We start from the raw sequence: 15,856 nt of genomic DNA on the forward strand, positions 1-15,856 counted from the left end.
AGAAAAAATGAAAAAATCCCTACTGCTTTTTATACTGATTTGGGCCATGATCGCTCAGACAAATGCCCAGGAAAAGGGGGATGCCAGAATTCACGCACTGGGATTTTATGGTCTTAAATACAATGAATTTGGAATTGCGGGCGGTGCTGAATATTTCTTTGCAGACCGCTTTGCAGTGATGCCAAGCTACACCAAGCTCTTTCCCGAAGTGGGCAATGCCAGTAATTTCAGCTTTGACCTCCGCTATTATGTGACTGAAGGTGCTTCGCAACTATACTTTATGGCTGGGTATAGTCAGTCTTTTCAAAACACACAACCCGACCAGGCAGGAACAAAAAAGGATTATGTCGGAGCAAATGCAGGGGTGGGAGCTTACATTGTTTTGACAGATTGGGTTGGCTTGAGCACCGAGTTCAAATTCCAAAGTCAAGTCCCTCAGGAATCCGGATTTCGGATAGGCTTGGCATTTCCTCTTTAAATATCAGAAAGCGAAAAATATTATTTCCCTTGGATGATTTTAAACTCTCATCAATCATCCATCAGAAACCTACTTTTTACTGAATTCAAACAATTTCCGCTTCTCCTCTTTGGAAAGGGCATCGTAGCCTTTTGCAGCAATTTTGTCAAGGATTTGATCGATTTCTTCCTGAGAAGTTTCTTGGGTTTTGGATACCGGCGCAGAGCTGGATTTGGTTGAAAAGCTTCCAAATCCACCGGTGCTTGTTGTTTTCGCTTTGCGGTAACTTACTTTCACTTTGCTCCGATTGCGATTAAATAGGTTTTCAAAGAAGATCCCAACCTTCTGCACAGGAAGTCCCAAATCGTTCCCTTTTCGCAGCTGAACAATATAGAGGTAACCCAACAGCGCTCCACCCAAATGGGCAATCTCACCGCCGGCATTGGATCCAATAGAGTTGGCAAAGGACAAAATCACATAAAATGCGGCGATGTAAACGATCTTAACCGGCCCGAGCAGAATCAAAAAGAAGGTGGTATTTGGGGTCAAGGTCGCGGCTCCGACTACGATGGCAAATACTCCGGCACTTGCTCCCAGCATCATCGAGGTATCAACCGAACCGCTGAAATAGGGAGCCAAATTATAAATCAACACATAAAAAATGCCTCCAAAAAGACCGCCAAGGATATACAGATTCGCAAGCTTCCTGCTGCCAAGGTATTGATGGATTAGCAAGCCAAACCAGTACAGAAAAAGCATATTGAAGAGAATATGAAATACCCCTTCGTGCAAAAACATGTATGAAAAAATGGTCCATGGCTGTGTGACAAGCTTGGGCAAGGAAGCTGGCATCATCAGGTAGTTTAGACCAGCCTTGTACAACTCTTCCAGTCCGCTGATCGTCAGGAGAACTCTGACAACCAAGAGTACAAAAAACACCAAAACATTGATCGCAATCAGCTTATAAAGGCTATTGTCGCTGTGCCGGAAGGCATTTCTCAGATTTTCCCAAAAGCTACCGTACATATCAATAAAATGAGTTTCTGTCCTTTTTCCAAAAATAAACCAAAACTGCTCCGATCACCAGTCCGCTCAGGTGGGCAAAGTGCGCCACGTTGTCCGTGGAACTATTTAGCAATACGTTGTAAACCGTATATAGTGCATACGCTCCCACCAAATATTTTGCCTTGACCGGCATCGGCGGGAAGAGCAGGAAAAGCTGAGTATTGGGAAAAAGCATCCCAAAAGCCACCAAAATCCCGAATAGCGCTCCTGACGCTCCGACCATCGGTGCATTGGCGTGAAGTCTAAGAATCGCATCCAGCGTTTTTTCTGCCCGGTCAATGTACATAGGATCCTCAGGGTTTCTACTGTACTGATCCACAAAATCAAAAACCTCGGGAGAAAAGTAACCCCTGTTTTCCAACACCAGCTTATTAAAATATTCCGGATCGGGATTTCCTTCAAAAGCCAGGACTTTTTCTTCCATATTTTTATACTCGTAGAGGGAATAGCCTGTATACAGCACCCCGGCTCCTACGCCACACACCATCCACAGGGCAAATAATTTCTTTGGCCCTAGAAACTGCTCCAGCAGCGGACCAAAGACCAACAGCCCTAGCATATTGCTGAACAAATGCCAGAAATCGGCATGCATAAACATGTATGTCAAAAACTGGAAAGGCTTGAAATAGGCGCTTTGAATGTTATAAAGCGCAAACCATTCATCTAGAACTGGAAAGACGAAGCTTGCCAGCACAAATACGACGATGTTGATCAGCAATAGATTTTGAACGACCGGGGTAATATTTCTAAACATGCTATTTTCCGAAGAAGGAGTGAATGCTATTTAAATCCAATTTCACAAAAGTTTTGTTCCCAGATGGGGAATAGTTTGCGTTTTGGCAGGAAAAAAGCTGACCTACGAGGGTTTCCATTTCCTGGGGGTTAAGTTTTTGTCCTTTTTTGATAGATGATCTACGGGAAAGTGACCTCGCGAGATTTTCTCTTTTGTCCAGAGAAAGCTGATTCTTGAAATTTTTAAACTGTTCGACCAAACCCTCAAAGAGTTCTTTTTCATTTTTCACAGCAATATCAGCAGGAACTCCTTGAATGAGCACAGTGTCTTTGCCAAATTCCTCCACCACGAATCCCAAACTGTGGAGCTCCGGCAACATTTCCATCACCAATGCAAAATCCCCGGCGTTCAGTTGAACTGTCGGCGGGAAAAGGCACTGTTGGGAAGCTCCACGGGCAGATTGTAGTTGGCGGATGTAGCGCTCATATAGAATCCGCTCGTGTGCCGATTGCTGGTCAATGATCAGCATTCCAGACGAAAGTTGCGCCACGATATAGCTCAACTCCACCTGAAAGGTCGTCCCTGTAGCTTCAGATTCCTGTGGCTGAATCATAAACCTGGGCTCATCTGCCGAGGCACGGCTAGGGAAAGTCAGGATTTCGAGTTCCTCATCCGAATCCTTTGAAGTTTTCGGTTCGGGTTTGAAATCCCCTTCAAAAAGGCGCTCCCATCCCGAAACAGAGGACTTTTTAAATTCTGGCGTATTGAATGTCTTATAGCTGTATTCCCGGTCAACCTGAACTTTCGTGTCAGGATTTTTGGTCCAGTTTTCCTGAAAATTGACATCCAGCGAAAAGTCCAAAGACGGCATAACATGATGTGCACCCAAGGCCTGCTTAACGGCCGATCGGATCACGGCATATACCGTCCGCTCGTCGTCAAATTTGATTTCTGTCTTGGTCGGATGCACATTGATATCGATATGCGCCGGATCGATGTCCAAAAACAGGACATAAAACGGATGCTGGTCATTTTGAATGAGTCCTTCGAAAGCAGAACTCACCGCATGGTGCAGGTAGGAACTCTTGATGTAGCGGTTGTTGACGAAGAAAAACTGCTCACCACGGGTCTTTTTCGCATGCTCCGGTTTGCCGATGTAGCCTTTGATATTGACATGGGGTGTTTCCTCATCACAGGGAACCAACTGCCCTTGGTAATTCTTTCCAAAAAGTCCCACAATCCGTTGACTCAGCTTTCCTGAAGGAAGGCTAAAAACCTCCATGTCCTGCTGAAACAGTGAAAAAGCAACTTCAGGGTAAGAAAGTGCAACCCGCTGAAATTCATCGACAATGTGACGCATTTCCACCGGATTGGATTTAAGGAAATTCCGACGCGCAGGAACGTTGAAAAATAGGTTTTTCATGGCTACTGAGGTTCCAACCGGAACGGCTACTGGCTCCTGTTTTTTCATATCCGATCCCTCGATCTGGATCAAAGTCCCCAGCTCCGAATCCGACTGGCGGGTCTTGAGTTCGACCTGAGCCACCGCCGCAATGGAAGCCAAAGCCTCTCCCCGGAAGCCAAAAGTTCGGATTCTAAAAAGGTCCTGGGAGGTCCTGATTTTGGAGGTGGCGTGCCGCTCAAAACTCATCCGAGCGTCAGTGGCTGACATCCCTTTTCCATTGTCGATTACCTGAATCAACAGCTTTCCGGCATCTTTGATAACAACCTGGACTTGGGTAGCCCCGGCATCGACTGAGTTTTCCAAAAGTTCCTTGAGCGCAGAAGCAGGGCGCTGTACTACTTCCCCGGCTGCAATCTGATTGGCAATTGCATCCGGCAGAAGTTGGATGATGTCAGTCATCTTTCCCCTTCTTTAAAAATCTAATCAAATAGTAACCCACTCCGATAACCAAAATTCCACCAAGAAGGTAATTAAGAATAATCGGTCCGATGTAAATATAGCCGAAAGCCCCGATGACCATTACCAGGAAAAGTATTGTTCGAATAATTCCAGTTGAACTGGCGATGGCGGTTTTCTTTGGCTTAATCCCCCGATTTGAAAAAGATCCGCGAATTCCTGTTCCTATACCCTTCCGATTTTGGTTGTCCTCCTTAATCAATTGCCCTTCCTCCTCCAATTCCTTTCTGATGCGTGAGGAACGATCTTCGATATCTTCTTTGATCGGATCATAATATCTAGGCTTGATCTCAAATCGCGTAGGTGTAACAGAGCGAAAGATGGAAGGGAATTTCATAGTTTAATTTTTGGCGAGTTCTTGGAACAAGGTTTCGGAAGGAATTTTGTAGAGTTCTTGGGCGAGGAAATACCGTAGATCACTTTTCTGCGTTTTTTAACCTTAATTGATACTCAATGTTTCCCAATCTTCACTATATTCAGTTAATTGTCCCTCTATCCAATGCACACATGCGACCAGGGATAACAGGAAGAATCAACTTCTGTCGCGATCACAAATATATTTTGAAAGTTAAGGATTAAAAACTGAACTCAGTAATGAACAAAAAGCATTGGAGTCTGATTTCTCTTTTGATTTTGATGGGATTATTCATTTCCGGTAATGTCGATCCTTTTGTTTCAAATGAAGATCCTCTAATGTCCAAAGATAGAATGGCCCAGGAAATCTGGGTGGACAGTGTCTTCAATGCGCTCAACTTCGAGGATAGATTAGGGCAGCTTTTCATGGTCGCGGCCTATTCCAACAAAGACCAGAAGCACGTCGATGAGATCAGTAACCTGGTCAAAACCGAAAACCTCGGCGGATTGATATTTTTTCAGGGAGGCCCCAACCGACAGGCCAGATTGACCAATTATTATCAGGCACAGGCTAAAACCCCTTTGTTGATTGCCATGGATGCGGAATGGGGCATTGGGATGCGCTTGGATTCGGTGGCCAATTTCCCAAAAGCCATGACTTTGGGTGCAATTCAAAATCCGGACTTAATCTATGAAATGGGCTCGGAAATCGCCCGTCAGTTTAAGGAACTGGGAATGCACATCAACTTTGCTCCTGTGGTGGATGTGAATTCAAATCCCGATAATCCGGTGATCGGCTACCGGGCTTTTGGAGAAAACAAAGAAATGGTCACCCGGCGGGCAGTAGCCTACATGAAAGGATTGCAGGACAACGGAATCATTGCAAACGCCAAACATTTTCCTGGTCACGGAGATACTGAAACTGACAGCCACCATGTCCTACCGGTGATCAATCATCCGGAAAAAAGAATCTGGGATATTGATCTCTATCCGTATCAGGAACTTTTCAGGGAGGATCTGATGTCAGTCATGGTTGCCCATCTAAATGTCCCAAGCTTGGACAACGGATCAAATATTCCTACCAGTCTTTCCAAACCGATTGTGACTGATTTGTTACAAAAACGCATGAATTTTCAAGGCTTGATCTTCACAGATGCACTGAACATGGAAGGTGTGGCCAATTTTAGCAAACCGGGTGAAGTGGATTTAAAAGCGCTCTTAGCAGGGAATGATGTGCTTTTGTATTCCCAGAATGTTCCCAAAGCAAAAATTTTGATCAAAGAAGCGGTAGACAAGGGCCTGATCTCCGAATCGGAAATCAACCGTAGAGTCAAAAAAGTCCTCAAAGCAAAATATTGGGCAGGATTGGATCAGTACAAGCCCATAGACACTTACCAAATTGCCGAGCGCCTCAATACCCCAAAAACCAGTGCTGTGATTGAAAAGCTCTATGCTGAATCCATCACGGTAGCTGCCAACAAGGGAGATTTGCTACCATTCAAAAACCTCGACCTCAATAAATTCGCCAGCCTTTCGATAGGTGACGATGGCAAAGTTTTCAGCCAATATTTAAAAAACTATACTTCTGTAGACCACTTTACCATTCAAAAAGCAGCAGGAGAGTCCGCTCATTACAACCTTTTGAAGCAGCTGGAGGATTACGATGTCGTGGTGGTGGGATTAATGGGAGTGACCAACAGCCCACAGCGGGCATTTGGAATCGCACCGGGGGATGTCCAGCTGATCCGGGAGCTTGAAAAAAGACAAAAAGTGGTCACGGTTCTTTTTGGCAATGCCTATGGAGCCAAAGCACTTGAAGGCTTTGGAAATGTGGTTTTGGCTTATGAAAACTCATCAGAAACCCAAAAATTGGCTCCTCAAGTACTTTTTGGAGGCAGGCCTGGAAAGGGAATTTTACCTGTAACGGTCAGCGGACAATATTCCCACGGCGTGGGTGGATATCTGGAGGATGCAAACCGACTTTCCTACGGATCACCCGAAAGTGTCGGCCTCGACAGCAAAACCTTGGATCGAATCGATGCCGTCGCTGAACGAATGATTTTAATCCAAGCTGCACCGGGGGCAAATGTGTTGGTGATGAAAGAAGGAAAAGTGGTCTTTCAGAAATCTTATGGATACCTCGATTACCAAAAGACAAGTCCAGTAACTGCGGAAACCGTCTATGATTTGGCATCCATTACCAAAGTGCTGGCTACCACTCAGGCAGCCATGTTCCTTCACAGCCGAGGCGAGTTGGATATGAACAAAACCTTGGGATACTATTTGCCTGAGTTGAAAGGCACCAACAAAGCCAGTCTTGTATTGAAAGATGTGCTCACCCACGAAGCCGGATTGAAATCCTTTATCCCCCATTATGTCAATACCGTACAATCCGGACAATGGCGAGGTGACTATTACAAGCCCAGCCCAGAACCTGGATTTACCCGGCCTGTCTCCAATGATATGTATGGAAAAGATGCACTCCGGGACAGCATTTGGAACTGGACCGTGAAATCCGACCTGCTTCCAAAACCGAATAAATACGTCTATTCAGATCTGACCATGTATTTCATGCAGGCGGTCATTGAACGGATTGTCAATCAGCCTTTGGATGAATTTTTGGACCAAAATTTCTACGCTCCATTGGGATTGAAAACGATGACATTCAATCCTTTGCTTAAAATGCCAATGGATAAGATCGCTCCGACAGAAAATGACGTGGCTTTCAGAAAGCGCCAAGTCCACGGCTTCGTCCATGATCCTGGAGCTGCAATGTATGGTGGAGTAGCGGGTCATGCAGGACTTTTCGGTACTGCAAACGACTTGGCAGTGATGATGCAATTGATGCTAAATAAAGGAACCTACGGGGAAATTTCCCTGATCAAAGCCGAGACGGTAGATGCTTTTACTAAGCGTCAATCCACGATGAGTCGCCGGGGTTGGGGCTGGGACAAACCCGAGCCTGAGCATGGAAAAGGTGGATCAGCAAGCAAATTAGCAGCAAAAAGCACCTTTGGACATACCGGATTTACCGGGACCTGTGTCTGGGCTGATCCGGATAACCAACTGGTCTATGTTTTTCTGTCCAACCGGGTCTATCCTGCAGCTGAAAACAACAAACTTTTGGATGAAGGAATCCGGACCAAAATTCATGATTTGGTTTATGAAGCGATGGGAAAGTGAAGTAGATTATAGAAGATAGGCCATGGCCTTACATTGGCGATAGGCACAATCGGCGCTTAGTGAAGAAGCGGATTTCGAAACACTAAACGGTATGCTATCACTGAAATACGAAGCACAAAACTTCCTTTAAGCACTGAACCCGCTTTTTTGCCAAACGCCTCTTATAGGGCGTTTTTCTTAGATTACTTTCCACCATTTTTCTTTCTTAGTCAATTGTTTGATTGTTAAAATTTTTGTCGGCTTTGGTTTTGTTAATTCAGATTCAAATTGTCTTTCTGCAGCATTATTCATACTCCAACCTGCTGTCCACGAAGGTTTGAACAAATAACCTTTTCCGTCATGATTCTTAGTCTCATACTCTAAGTCCACCGAAATTCTTCCAATATTTTCGTAAATGTCAGCATAGTCTTTATAAAATAAGTCAGGCATATACCAAGTTACATCTACTTTGTCTTGCCACTGTCCAAAATTGCAAATTAGTACTTCTGTATTTTCAAAGTCTTTCAGTGTCGGTTTGTTGCTTTGATTAAGTCGAGTTGTTGCTACTAAGTTGTATGCAGTTTCAGGATTATTGTCTGCCGCTAAAACAACTGCTCCGCCATAATTTCCATTTGTCAATTTAAAAACCAAGCAGTCGCCAGTTGAAAAAATTGGCGTTTTTAATTTTTCTCTTTTTCTTGGTTTAGCCTTTGGTCTTTCTGACTTTATTTTTTCAAGGAACCTGTCAAGTGCAATTTTTCGCTTTGTAATGTCTTGTTCACTTGCTCCAAGGTCGAGCCAAATTTTCAATTCAACACCTGATAAAATTAGGTCTTCAACTATCGTCAATACTTTTGGGTCAAGCGATTTTGTCTCCCATTGGGCTAAGGCAAGAGCAAACCACAAACTGTTTTTTTCTTCTTCAATTTCAAGAATTTCCCAATTGTCGTCTACAATTTTTTTGGATATAATGTCAGGTTGTCCGCCTTTGTTATATAGGTCGAAAAATTCGCCGTATATGTCAGCAAATGCGTCACTGTCTTTTATGGCTGTTCCCCAAGTTCCCATTTCTGTGTAGTCTTTTAAAATGTCCTATAGCAAAGAAGTATATTTACCCACTCAAAATTGTTCCTTAACATACTGTTTATAAAGTTTTTACAATCATAAAAATTAAAAAAACCAAGATTCTGTCATTGAACTTCTTCAATTCAAACTCTACTTAAAACTTAAAAAAGCCATTAAGAATTGAGTTCTTAATGGCTTTTTTAAGTTTTAAACCTACCTGCCTCGCTCTGATCTTACTCGATTCTTGGTTCTTGACTATTGGTATTTAAGTATAGCGTCTTGATACTAGAGTCTAGGTACTTATTCCTTAATCTCGATCACCTTAAACTCGGTACGTCGGTTGGTCTGATGCTCTTCTTCGGTCTGAGCTTCTTTGATGATCAATTGGGATTCACCATAGCCTTTGGCGACAAGTCTTTCAGCCGCAACCCCCTTCGACACCATGTAGTCTACAGCAGACTGGGCTCTTCTCTGGGAAAGATCAAGGTTGTAAGTATCGCTTGATCGCGAGTCGGTATGGGAACTCAGCTCGATTCGGATAGTTGGATTGTCAAGCAAGATTTTCACCAGTTTATCCAGCTCCACAGCTGCGTCAGTTCTGATTTCAGCCTTGTCCAGATCGTAATAGATATTGTCCAGTACGATGGATTTTTCCAAAATCAATTGGTCCAATATAATTGTAGTGTCCAGTGAAACGTTAGTCACTTCCTGGATCAAGGTGGCTGGATCAGGCGTTTTTCCCCTGGTGGTATAAGGGATGGATTTGGAGAAATAGCCTCCTTTGGATGCAATAATGGTGTAATCCGCATCCGTGGTCATGGTAAATCTCACTCGCCCGTTGGTATTGGAGAAATCTCCACCCTGCTGCTTGTTATCCGAACCATAAAGCACCACTCTAGTTTGAGGCAAAATTGCTTCTGTTCCATCAGGCTTAGCTTCTTTGGTGTATACATTCAAAAGGACATTGATGATTTTTGGTTTTGGAGTTTTGTCCTCGAAAAAGTAAATGTCATCGTCTCCAATCCCACCTTCTCTGTTGGAAGAAATAAAACCAGATTTCGGATATTCTGTAAAGAAAATTCCAAAATCATCGTCTTTACTGTTGATATTTTGACCCAGATTTTTGATAACCTGAGTTCCGGATTCATTGTTTTCTGCGACAAACAAATCCAACTTTCCATAGCCAGGATGACCATCCGAGGCAAAGAAAAACTTTCCGTCAGGAGTCATTCGGGGAAACATTTCATTTCCTGGAGTATTGATAGTTGGTCCTAAATTAACCGGATTTCCAAAGTCACTGTTTGCAAGCCTTGTAGCTTTCCAAATATCTATTCCACCAAAACCTCCTGGTCTGTTAGATGCAAAGTAAAGTTCGGAACCGTCAGGGCTGAAAGCCGGTGTGGAATTCCACCAGGTTTCGTCTTCATTAACAGGCATCCAGATCGGTTGGGTAAATCCCGCTCCGCGGAAATAAGAAACGAAAAGTGCTACATCAGGAAGATCTTTGGAGGAAGTTGAATTCCCCCTTGCATAAATAATGGTATTCCCATCAGGGCTGATAGCAATAGCTGCTTGGTTTAGCCCATCTTCATTTCGGAATTCTGGTAAAGCTTGGATAGCTCCCACATCCACTTTTACTCCGTCTGCTCTTGCCCGAAAAAGCTTGGTATAAGGAGTGCCCGTTGCTGGATACAATCCAGAAGCCTGTCTTCCTGAAGTGAAATAAAGGAAATCCTCACTGAATACCGGCGCATAATCTGCACCGGCAGTATTAAGTTCTTTGTAATTGACCAATTCATGATTTGGCCAATAGTTCTCGATACCTACAGCCAGTTTGATTGCTTCGATTTCCCGCTGATTCTTTGCCAAAATCGCTTCGTCGGAAGTGTAACTTTTTGCTTTCTCAAATGCAGCAATTGCCTCTTCATTTTTTTGTTGGGCTTTCAGACTTTGCCCTAGGAAAAAATAAGTATCAAATGAAGGCTCCTTTTCAGCCAATTGAGAATAGTAGGGCTCTGATTTCTCGATCCTGTTCGAAAGCCTGTAGCTCTCCGCGATTACCTGATTTGCCTCCAGATTAGAAGAATCCTGCTCCAAAATCTGGGTAAAGGTATTGATGGCATATTGGTATTGTCCGGAAAGAAACTGGTCGTTCCCTTTTTCCTGGAGGCTTTTACAGCCAGCCAGCACAAACAGAATCAAAACATATATCCACAAAAAATGCTGCTTCATCGAAATGCGATTGTCGGTCAATACTGAATATTACTAATTAATTTGGAAAATACCTGTTTAGCCAACTATTTCGGACAGGTTGCCACAAATTTTTAAGATCTGCTTTGATCCGGATCGTCGGGTTAATGACTTCGGTTTCGAGATCGATTTCTCCGGAAGTCACCCGGGCCTTCACACCCAATCCAGGAATGACTTTCAATTCCCCCGAGGCCTTTTTCAGACTGATTTTGCCCTGATCAGTCAGATTGGTTTTTATGAGCTCTTCCAGCTCGCGCAGAATCCGGACAGAACTGTCTATCGAACAGCCACTTGCGCCCAAATTGCTTTCATCCACTGCCAAAATCAATATCTGGTCTTCTACCAATTCAAAAGAAGTTGGCATCAGATTGCCGTGGGTATTCCAGCCTTCGCAAAAGCGGTTCATTCGCTCTCTAACAGTTTTTTGCTCGGAATCCGAAAATCTATGATCTGCCTGATACACCCAAACCCGGGAATTTTCTGGCATTTGTTCAAAAGGTAGGTACATAAGCTCGTTTGTCTGACAAAGAAAAACCCTTTCTGCATAACGGCAAAAAGGGTAGAATTGATTCAATGAGTCCGATTAAATACCCATGTCCTTGGCAACCATTTCTGCCAAGTCATAGACTTTGACGTCGGCTTCCCGGTTTTTGTTTTTCACCCCGTCCGTCATCATGGTCAGGCAGAATGGGCAGCCAACCGCAATGGCCTGAGCTCCAGTAGCCAAGGCCTCTTCTGTCCGCTCCACATTGATGTCTTTCTTACCCGATTCTGGTTCCTTAAACATTTGCGCACCACCAGCACCACAGCAGAGGCCTTTGGTTTTGCAGCGCTTCATCTCGACCAATTCGACATCCAGCGCTTTGATTATTTCACGTGGAGCCTCATAGACATTGTTTGCCCGACCCAGGTAGCAGGAGTCATGAAAGGTGATCTTTTTACCTTTAAACTCTCCCCCTCCCTGTAAGCGGACTTTTCCCTCATTGATCAGCTGCTGGAGAAACTGAGAATGGTGAATCACCTCGTAATTTCCCCCCAAGGCAGGGTACTCATTTTTGATGGTGTTGAAACAATGGGGGCAGGCAGTCACAACCTTTTTGACTTCGTAGGCATTCATCACCTGAATATTGGCAACGGCCTGCATCTGGAAAAGAAATTCGTTGCCCGCTCTTCTTGCCGGATCTCCGGTACAGGTTTCCTCCGGTCCAAGCACCGCAAAACTGACCCCGACTTTATTCAATATTTTCACAAAAGCCTGCGTGACGGCTTTGTATCGCTCGTCAAAAGAACCGGCACATCCCACCCAGAAAAGAACTTCCGGGCTTTGCCCATTTGCGGCCATTTCGGCCATGGTTGGAACTTTATATGTTGACATAATCTGGATTTACGATTTCTGATATACGATTTACGAGGCCTTAATTATTCTTGAGGATCAACTCAACCAATTAAGTCAACCCTATAAAACTGTTTGCTCTTAGAATTACAAACTTTTATCCGCCTACTGAACACTGCGAATGTTCACTGAGACTGAACAAAGCCAACTGATCACTGCTCACTCTCCTTCACCTTATCCGCCCAATTGAAGCGATCAGAAGGACTGAATTTCCAAGGTGAAAAGCTGGTTTCCATATTTTGGAACATCGAATTCCATTGTGCGGGCGTACCCGATTCCTCCATAGCAACATAGCGACGCAATTGCAAAATGATGGACAGCGGATCGATATTTACGGGGCAGGCTTCTACGCAGGCATTGCAGGTGGTACAAGCGTTGATTTCTTCTTTGGTGATGTAATCTCCCAAGAGGGACTTTCCATCTGCGAAACCGGGGCCTCCTGCGTCTATACTTTTTCCAACCTCCTCTGCTCGATCACGCACATCCATCATGATTTTACGAGGCGAAAGTTTCTTTCCTGTCAAGTTTGCAGGACATTCAGCAGTGCATCGACCACATTCCGTGCAGGAATAGGCATTGAGCACATTGATCCAACTGAGATCATTTACATCTTTTGCGCCAAATCGCCCGATCTCGGCAGGAGGCTCAACCGGATTTTCCACCGGAATTCCCAACATCATATTCACCTCATTGGTCACCTCAGGCATATTTTTCATTTCACCTTTCGGCTTCAGATTGGAATACCAGGTATTCGGGAAAGCCAAAAAGATGTGCAAGTGCTTGGAATAGGTCACATAAACTGCAAAACCCAAAATCCCGATGATATGAAACCACCAGGCAAAACGCTCAATAAAAACCAGCACCCCGTCGGACATTCCCTCAAAAACCGGTCGAATCAAGCTGCTGAAAAACAAGGTGCCAAGTGCCAAGTAGTGTGGATTGCCTCTTTCGGCCAAAATCTGATCTGTGGCATTCATGGTCAGAATTGCAAACATCAGCACAATCTCGATCACCAAAATCAGGTTCGCATCCTTTACCGGCCAGCCTTTCAATTCGGGCTTATTTAGGCGCTCGACCTTCATCACATTTCTTCGGATCAAAAAAGCAAAACAGGAAACCAGCACCCCAAAAGCCAAAAATTCAAACATATTCATGGCCGCAGTATAAAATCCTCCCAGGAAAGGAGCGAAAAGCCGATGCGTCCCAAAAATCCCGTCAAGGACGAATTCCAGCACTTCAAGGTTGATCACCAAAAAACCCACATAAATCAAAAGATGAAGAAAAGCCGGAACAATCCGCTTGAACATTTTTTGCTGACCAAAGGCAACCAGCAACATGGTCTTCCATCTGTTTTCAGGCTGGTCGTTTCGGGTTTCAGCTTTACCCAAAAGGATATTTCTTCTGAGAAATTTGATCCTTTTACTCAAAATATACCCCGCAGCACCTAAAATCAGCACAAATGCGAGTTGCGGTAAAATGCTCATAGTGATCAGATTAGCTTGTTTTTTGTAATTTTAGGCTTATTTTTTCTGAAAAGGGTTTGTATCAAATAGTCAAATTTCTACCTTTGCATCACTTTACGAGTCGGTGATATAGCTCAGTTGGTAGAGCATCGGACTGAAAATCCGTGAGTCGGTGGTTCGAGTCCACTTATCACCACCCTCCCGATCCCCACGGATCGGGATTTTTTTTGTCCTTTTCTCAAAATCCAGCTCGGTAAAAGCAATTTTTTCATCCCTGCAAAATATAAAATAGTCTGCATGCATACTATTTATTGATCCAAATTTAAATTGAATTTAGGACTATCTCCGGCTTGATCCCAGCCACGATCTTATCCCTAACTCGCTCTATTCAGCTCAGTTTTAGGCTTAGGGAAATATTTTTCCGAAATTTTCTTATTCGAGTGTAACATTTCCCCTTCATCCGCATCACCTTCTTAAATGAATTCATTTTTCGAGACGCACATCTGGCCAATGCGGGGCAAGCTTTACAGGCTGGTCTACCTTTGGATCAAGGATCGCTCCCTGGCTGAGGATGTCCTTCAGAATGTATTCGAAAAAACCGTGGAGCGTCAAAAGGAACTCCAGACTCATCCAAACCTCGCGGGATGGATGGTCAAAAGTCTGAAAAATGAGGTGCTGATGCATCACCGGAAAAACAACCGTCTGGACGGATTGGAAGGAATGCCCGAACCAACTGCGGTGGAAACTGATCGACTGGAAGCTGCAGAATCGCATCAAATGATTTTCTCTTTGGTCGACAGACTTCCTGAAAAACAGCGCGAGATCTTTCATCTCCGGGAAGTCGAAGAAATGAGCTACGAAGAAATTGCAGCACATATGGAAATCAGCCTCGATCAGGTAAAAGTCAACCTGCACCGCGCAAGAAAGACCCTGCGGGAAAAATTAATCAACCAAGGAATCACCAGATGAAGACAAGAATCGAAGAACTGTTGGAGAAGTATTGGGAAGCAGAAACTTCCCTCAGCGAGGAAAAAGAGCTTCGAAAACTTATCCTTGAATCCGAGGGATATGAAAAGGAGAAAGAACTTTTCCAAGCTCTTGGAAATTTTCGGACTGAAGAGCCGCAAAACCTAAGCATCCCAAAAACCAAATTGCGCAGGATAAACTCCACTTGGATTAGCTGGGCAGCATCAGTCGCCATCCTGCTGGGCAGCTTTTGGGGATGGAGGACTTACGAGCAAAAACAAGCCGAGCAAGCAGCCTACGAAGAAGTCATGCACGCCTTGGCGCTGATTCAAACGAATTTCTCCAAAGGAAAACAACAAATGCAGCCGCTCAATGATCTGAAATACCTGAATACTACGAATCAGGTTTTCCAAATGGACCAAAAAACTAAGCAATGAAAAAGACCTACCTATTAATCTTATTCCTGATTGGACTGGCAAGTTCGGCCTTTGCCCAGGAGGATGCCATCCAGAAGTTTTTCTCCAAATACATGGAAGACGACCGGTTTTCACGGGTTTACATCTCTCCGAAAATGATGCAAATGGCCGGAGGATTTCTCAAAAACAATGCTGATGGGGATGCAGATGCAGAGGAGCTCGGAGCTTTGATTTCCAAAATCAAAGGAATCCGAATCCTTTCCTCAGAAGAAGTCGACGGGATGACCCTCTATAAGGAAGCCATGGGAACGCTGAAAAAAAATCAATACGAGGAGCTGATGGATGTTCAGGACAAGGGCACCAGCCTCAAGTTTATGGTTCGTGAAGAGGCCGGATTGGTGAAAGAACTCACAATGCTGAATGGTGACACCAAATCCTTTACACTGCTCTCCATGCTTGGAAGTTTCACTTACGAGGATTTAAATATTCTGGCAGAAAAGACAGACATCCCAGGAATGGAACAATATGGGAAAGGCTCTAAGGGCCCTAAAGGACAAAAGTAAAACCTATTCTCTTAATACAATATATTTTGAAAACTAAACCCACACCTC

General features: G+C 44.1%; 14 protein-coding genes and 1 tRNA gene. 6 read left to right on the plus strand and 9 right to left on the minus strand.

Features of this window, described 5'->3' with window-relative positions; all coding sequences use genetic code 11:
• The first annotated feature begins 7 nt into the window (after positions 1 to 7).
• A complete protein-coding gene (locus B0E43_RS30920) occupies positions 8 to 478 on the plus strand; it encodes a hypothetical protein (RefSeq protein WP_077349963.1) in 471 nt (156 codons plus the stop codon).
• Positions 479 to 547: 69 nt separating this feature from the next.
• On the opposite strand, the gene B0E43_RS30925 is transcribed toward B0E43_RS30920, so the two are convergent.
• From B0E43_RS30925 to B0E43_RS30940, 4 genes are read right to left on the minus strand one after another with little or no spacing between them, the layout of a single operon-like run.
• Entirely contained in the window at positions 548 to 1,483 is a 936-nt protein-coding gene (locus tag B0E43_RS30925; RefSeq protein WP_077349965.1) for a rhomboid family intramembrane serine protease, read from the minus strand.
• A 1-nt stretch (position 1,484) separates the two neighbouring features.
• Positions 1,485 to 2,276: a rhomboid family intramembrane serine protease gene (locus tag B0E43_RS30930; protein WP_077349967.1), complete on the minus strand. Its 792-nt coding sequence runs from the start codon at positions 2,274 to 2,276 to the stop codon at positions 1,485 to 1,487.
• Between the two features lies 1 nt (position 2,277).
• Positions 2,278 to 4,119, minus strand: coding sequence for a DNA mismatch repair endonuclease MutL (gene mutL, locus B0E43_RS30935; RefSeq protein ID WP_077349969.1), 1,842 nt, complete (start codon positions 4,117 to 4,119; stop codon positions 2,278 to 2,280).
• Entirely contained in the window at positions 4,112 to 4,513 is a 402-nt protein-coding gene (locus B0E43_RS30940; RefSeq protein ID WP_077349971.1) for a hypothetical protein, read from the minus strand. Before B0E43_RS30940 ends, mutL begins: the two co-directional genes overlap by 8 nt.
• A gap of 257 nt (positions 4,514 to 4,770) precedes the next feature.
• Between B0E43_RS30940 and B0E43_RS30945 the strand changes: the two genes are divergently transcribed.
• On the plus strand, positions 4,771 to 7,713 hold the full coding sequence (locus tag B0E43_RS30945; protein ID WP_077349973.1) for a glycoside hydrolase family 3 N-terminal domain-containing protein: 2,943 nt from the start codon (positions 4,771 to 4,773) through the stop codon (positions 7,711 to 7,713).
• 177 nt (positions 7,714 to 7,890) lie between these two features.
• Here the strand turns inward: B0E43_RS30945 and B0E43_RS30950 are convergent, their stop codons facing one another.
• From B0E43_RS30950 to B0E43_RS30970, 5 genes are all read right to left on the minus strand, one after another.
• Entirely contained in the window at positions 7,891 to 8,760 is an 870-nt protein-coding gene (locus B0E43_RS30950; protein WP_077349975.1) for a hypothetical protein, read from the minus strand.
• Between the two features lie 297 nt (positions 8,761 to 9,057).
• Positions 9,058 to 10,989, minus strand: a complete 1,932-nt coding sequence (locus tag B0E43_RS31335; protein WP_077349977.1) for an OmpA family protein — start codon at positions 10,987 to 10,989, stop codon at positions 9,058 to 9,060.
• Positions 10,990 to 11,026: 37 nt separating this feature from the next.
• On the minus strand, positions 11,027 to 11,494 hold the full coding sequence (locus B0E43_RS30960; RefSeq protein WP_254423419.1) for a hypothetical protein: 468 nt from the start codon (positions 11,492 to 11,494) through the stop codon (positions 11,027 to 11,029).
• A gap of 96 nt (positions 11,495 to 11,590) precedes the next feature.
• A complete protein-coding gene (locus B0E43_RS30965; RefSeq protein WP_077349981.1) occupies positions 11,591 to 12,382 on the minus strand; it encodes a (Fe-S)-binding protein in 792 nt (263 codons plus the stop codon).
• A 170-nt stretch (positions 12,383 to 12,552) separates the two neighbouring features.
• Complete coding sequence (locus B0E43_RS30970) at positions 12,553 to 13,884, minus strand: 4Fe-4S dicluster domain-containing protein (RefSeq protein ID WP_077349983.1); 1,332 nt, start codon at positions 13,882 to 13,884, stop codon at positions 12,553 to 12,555.
• Positions 13,885 to 13,986: 102 nt separating this feature from the next.
• Between B0E43_RS30970 and B0E43_RS30975 the strand changes: the two genes are divergently transcribed.
• The 4 genes from B0E43_RS30975 to B0E43_RS30990 all read left to right on the plus strand — a co-directional run bounded on the left by B0E43_RS30975 (position 13,987) and on the right by B0E43_RS30990 (position 15,808).
• A tRNA-Phe gene (locus tag B0E43_RS30975) sits at positions 13,987 to 14,059 on the plus strand.
• A gap of 281 nt (positions 14,060 to 14,340) precedes the next feature.
• Positions 14,341 to 14,832 carry an RNA polymerase sigma factor gene (locus B0E43_RS30980; protein WP_077349985.1) on the plus strand — a complete coding sequence of 164 codons (492 nt, stop codon included), beginning with the start codon at positions 14,341 to 14,343 and terminating at the stop codon, positions 14,830 to 14,832.
• Positions 14,829 to 15,266, plus strand: a complete 438-nt coding sequence (locus B0E43_RS30985; protein ID WP_077349987.1) for a hypothetical protein — start codon at positions 14,829 to 14,831, stop codon at positions 15,264 to 15,266. Before B0E43_RS30980 ends, B0E43_RS30985 begins: the two co-directional genes overlap by 4 nt.
• Positions 15,263 to 15,808: a DUF4252 domain-containing protein gene (locus B0E43_RS30990; protein ID WP_077349989.1), complete on the plus strand. Its 546-nt coding sequence runs from the start codon at positions 15,263 to 15,265 to the stop codon at positions 15,806 to 15,808. Before B0E43_RS30985 ends, B0E43_RS30990 begins: the two co-directional genes overlap by 4 nt.
• The last annotated feature ends 48 nt before the right edge of the window (positions 15,809 to 15,856 follow it).

Source organism: Algoriphagus sp. A40 (assembly GCF_002002735.1).
GTDB lineage: Bacteria > Bacteroidota > Bacteroidia > Cytophagales > Cyclobacteriaceae > Algoriphagus.

Excerpts from the sequence above, each read along its gene's own strand:
- B0E43_RS30920 (WP_077349963.1), top strand. The coding sequence starts at position 8 with ATGAAAAAATCCCTACTGCTTTTTATACTGATTTGGGCCATGATCGCT.
- B0E43_RS30925 (WP_077349965.1), bottom strand. The coding sequence starts at position 1,483 with ATGTACGGTAGCTTTTGGGAAAATCTGAGAAATGCCTTCCGGCACAGC.
- B0E43_RS30930 (WP_077349967.1), bottom strand. The coding sequence starts at position 2,276 with ATGTTTAGAAATATTACCCCGGTCGTTCAAAATCTATTGCTGATCAAC.
- mutL (WP_077349969.1), bottom strand. The coding sequence starts at position 4,119 with ATGACTGACATCATCCAACTTCTGCCGGATGCAATTGCCAATCAGATT.
- B0E43_RS30940 (WP_077349971.1), bottom strand. The coding sequence starts at position 4,513 with ATGAAATTCCCTTCCATCTTTCGCTCTGTTACACCTACGCGATTTGAG.
- B0E43_RS30945 (WP_077349973.1), top strand. The coding sequence starts at position 4,771 with ATGAACAAAAAGCATTGGAGTCTGATTTCTCTTTTGATTTTGATGGGA.
- B0E43_RS30950 (WP_077349975.1), bottom strand. The coding sequence starts at position 8,760 with ATGGGAACTTGGGGAACAGCCATAAAAGACAGTGACGCATTTGCTGAC.
- B0E43_RS31335 (WP_077349977.1), bottom strand. The coding sequence starts at position 10,989 with ATGAAGCAGCATTTTTTGTGGATATATGTTTTGATTCTGTTTGTGCTG.
- B0E43_RS30960 (WP_254423419.1), bottom strand. The coding sequence starts at position 11,494 with ATGCCAGAAAATTCCCGGGTTTGGGTGTATCAGGCAGATCATAGATTT.
- B0E43_RS30965 (WP_077349981.1), bottom strand. The coding sequence starts at position 12,382 with ATGTCAACATATAAAGTTCCAACCATGGCCGAAATGGCCGCAAATGGG.
- B0E43_RS30970 (WP_077349983.1), bottom strand. The coding sequence starts at position 13,884 with ATGAGCATTTTACCGCAACTCGCATTTGTGCTGATTTTAGGTGCTGCG.
- B0E43_RS30980 (WP_077349985.1), top strand. The coding sequence starts at position 14,341 with ATGAATTCATTTTTCGAGACGCACATCTGGCCAATGCGGGGCAAGCTT.
- B0E43_RS30985 (WP_077349987.1), top strand. The coding sequence starts at position 14,829 with ATGAAGACAAGAATCGAAGAACTGTTGGAGAAGTATTGGGAAGCAGAA.
- B0E43_RS30990 (WP_077349989.1), top strand. The coding sequence starts at position 15,263 with ATGAAAAAGACCTACCTATTAATCTTATTCCTGATTGGACTGGCAAGT.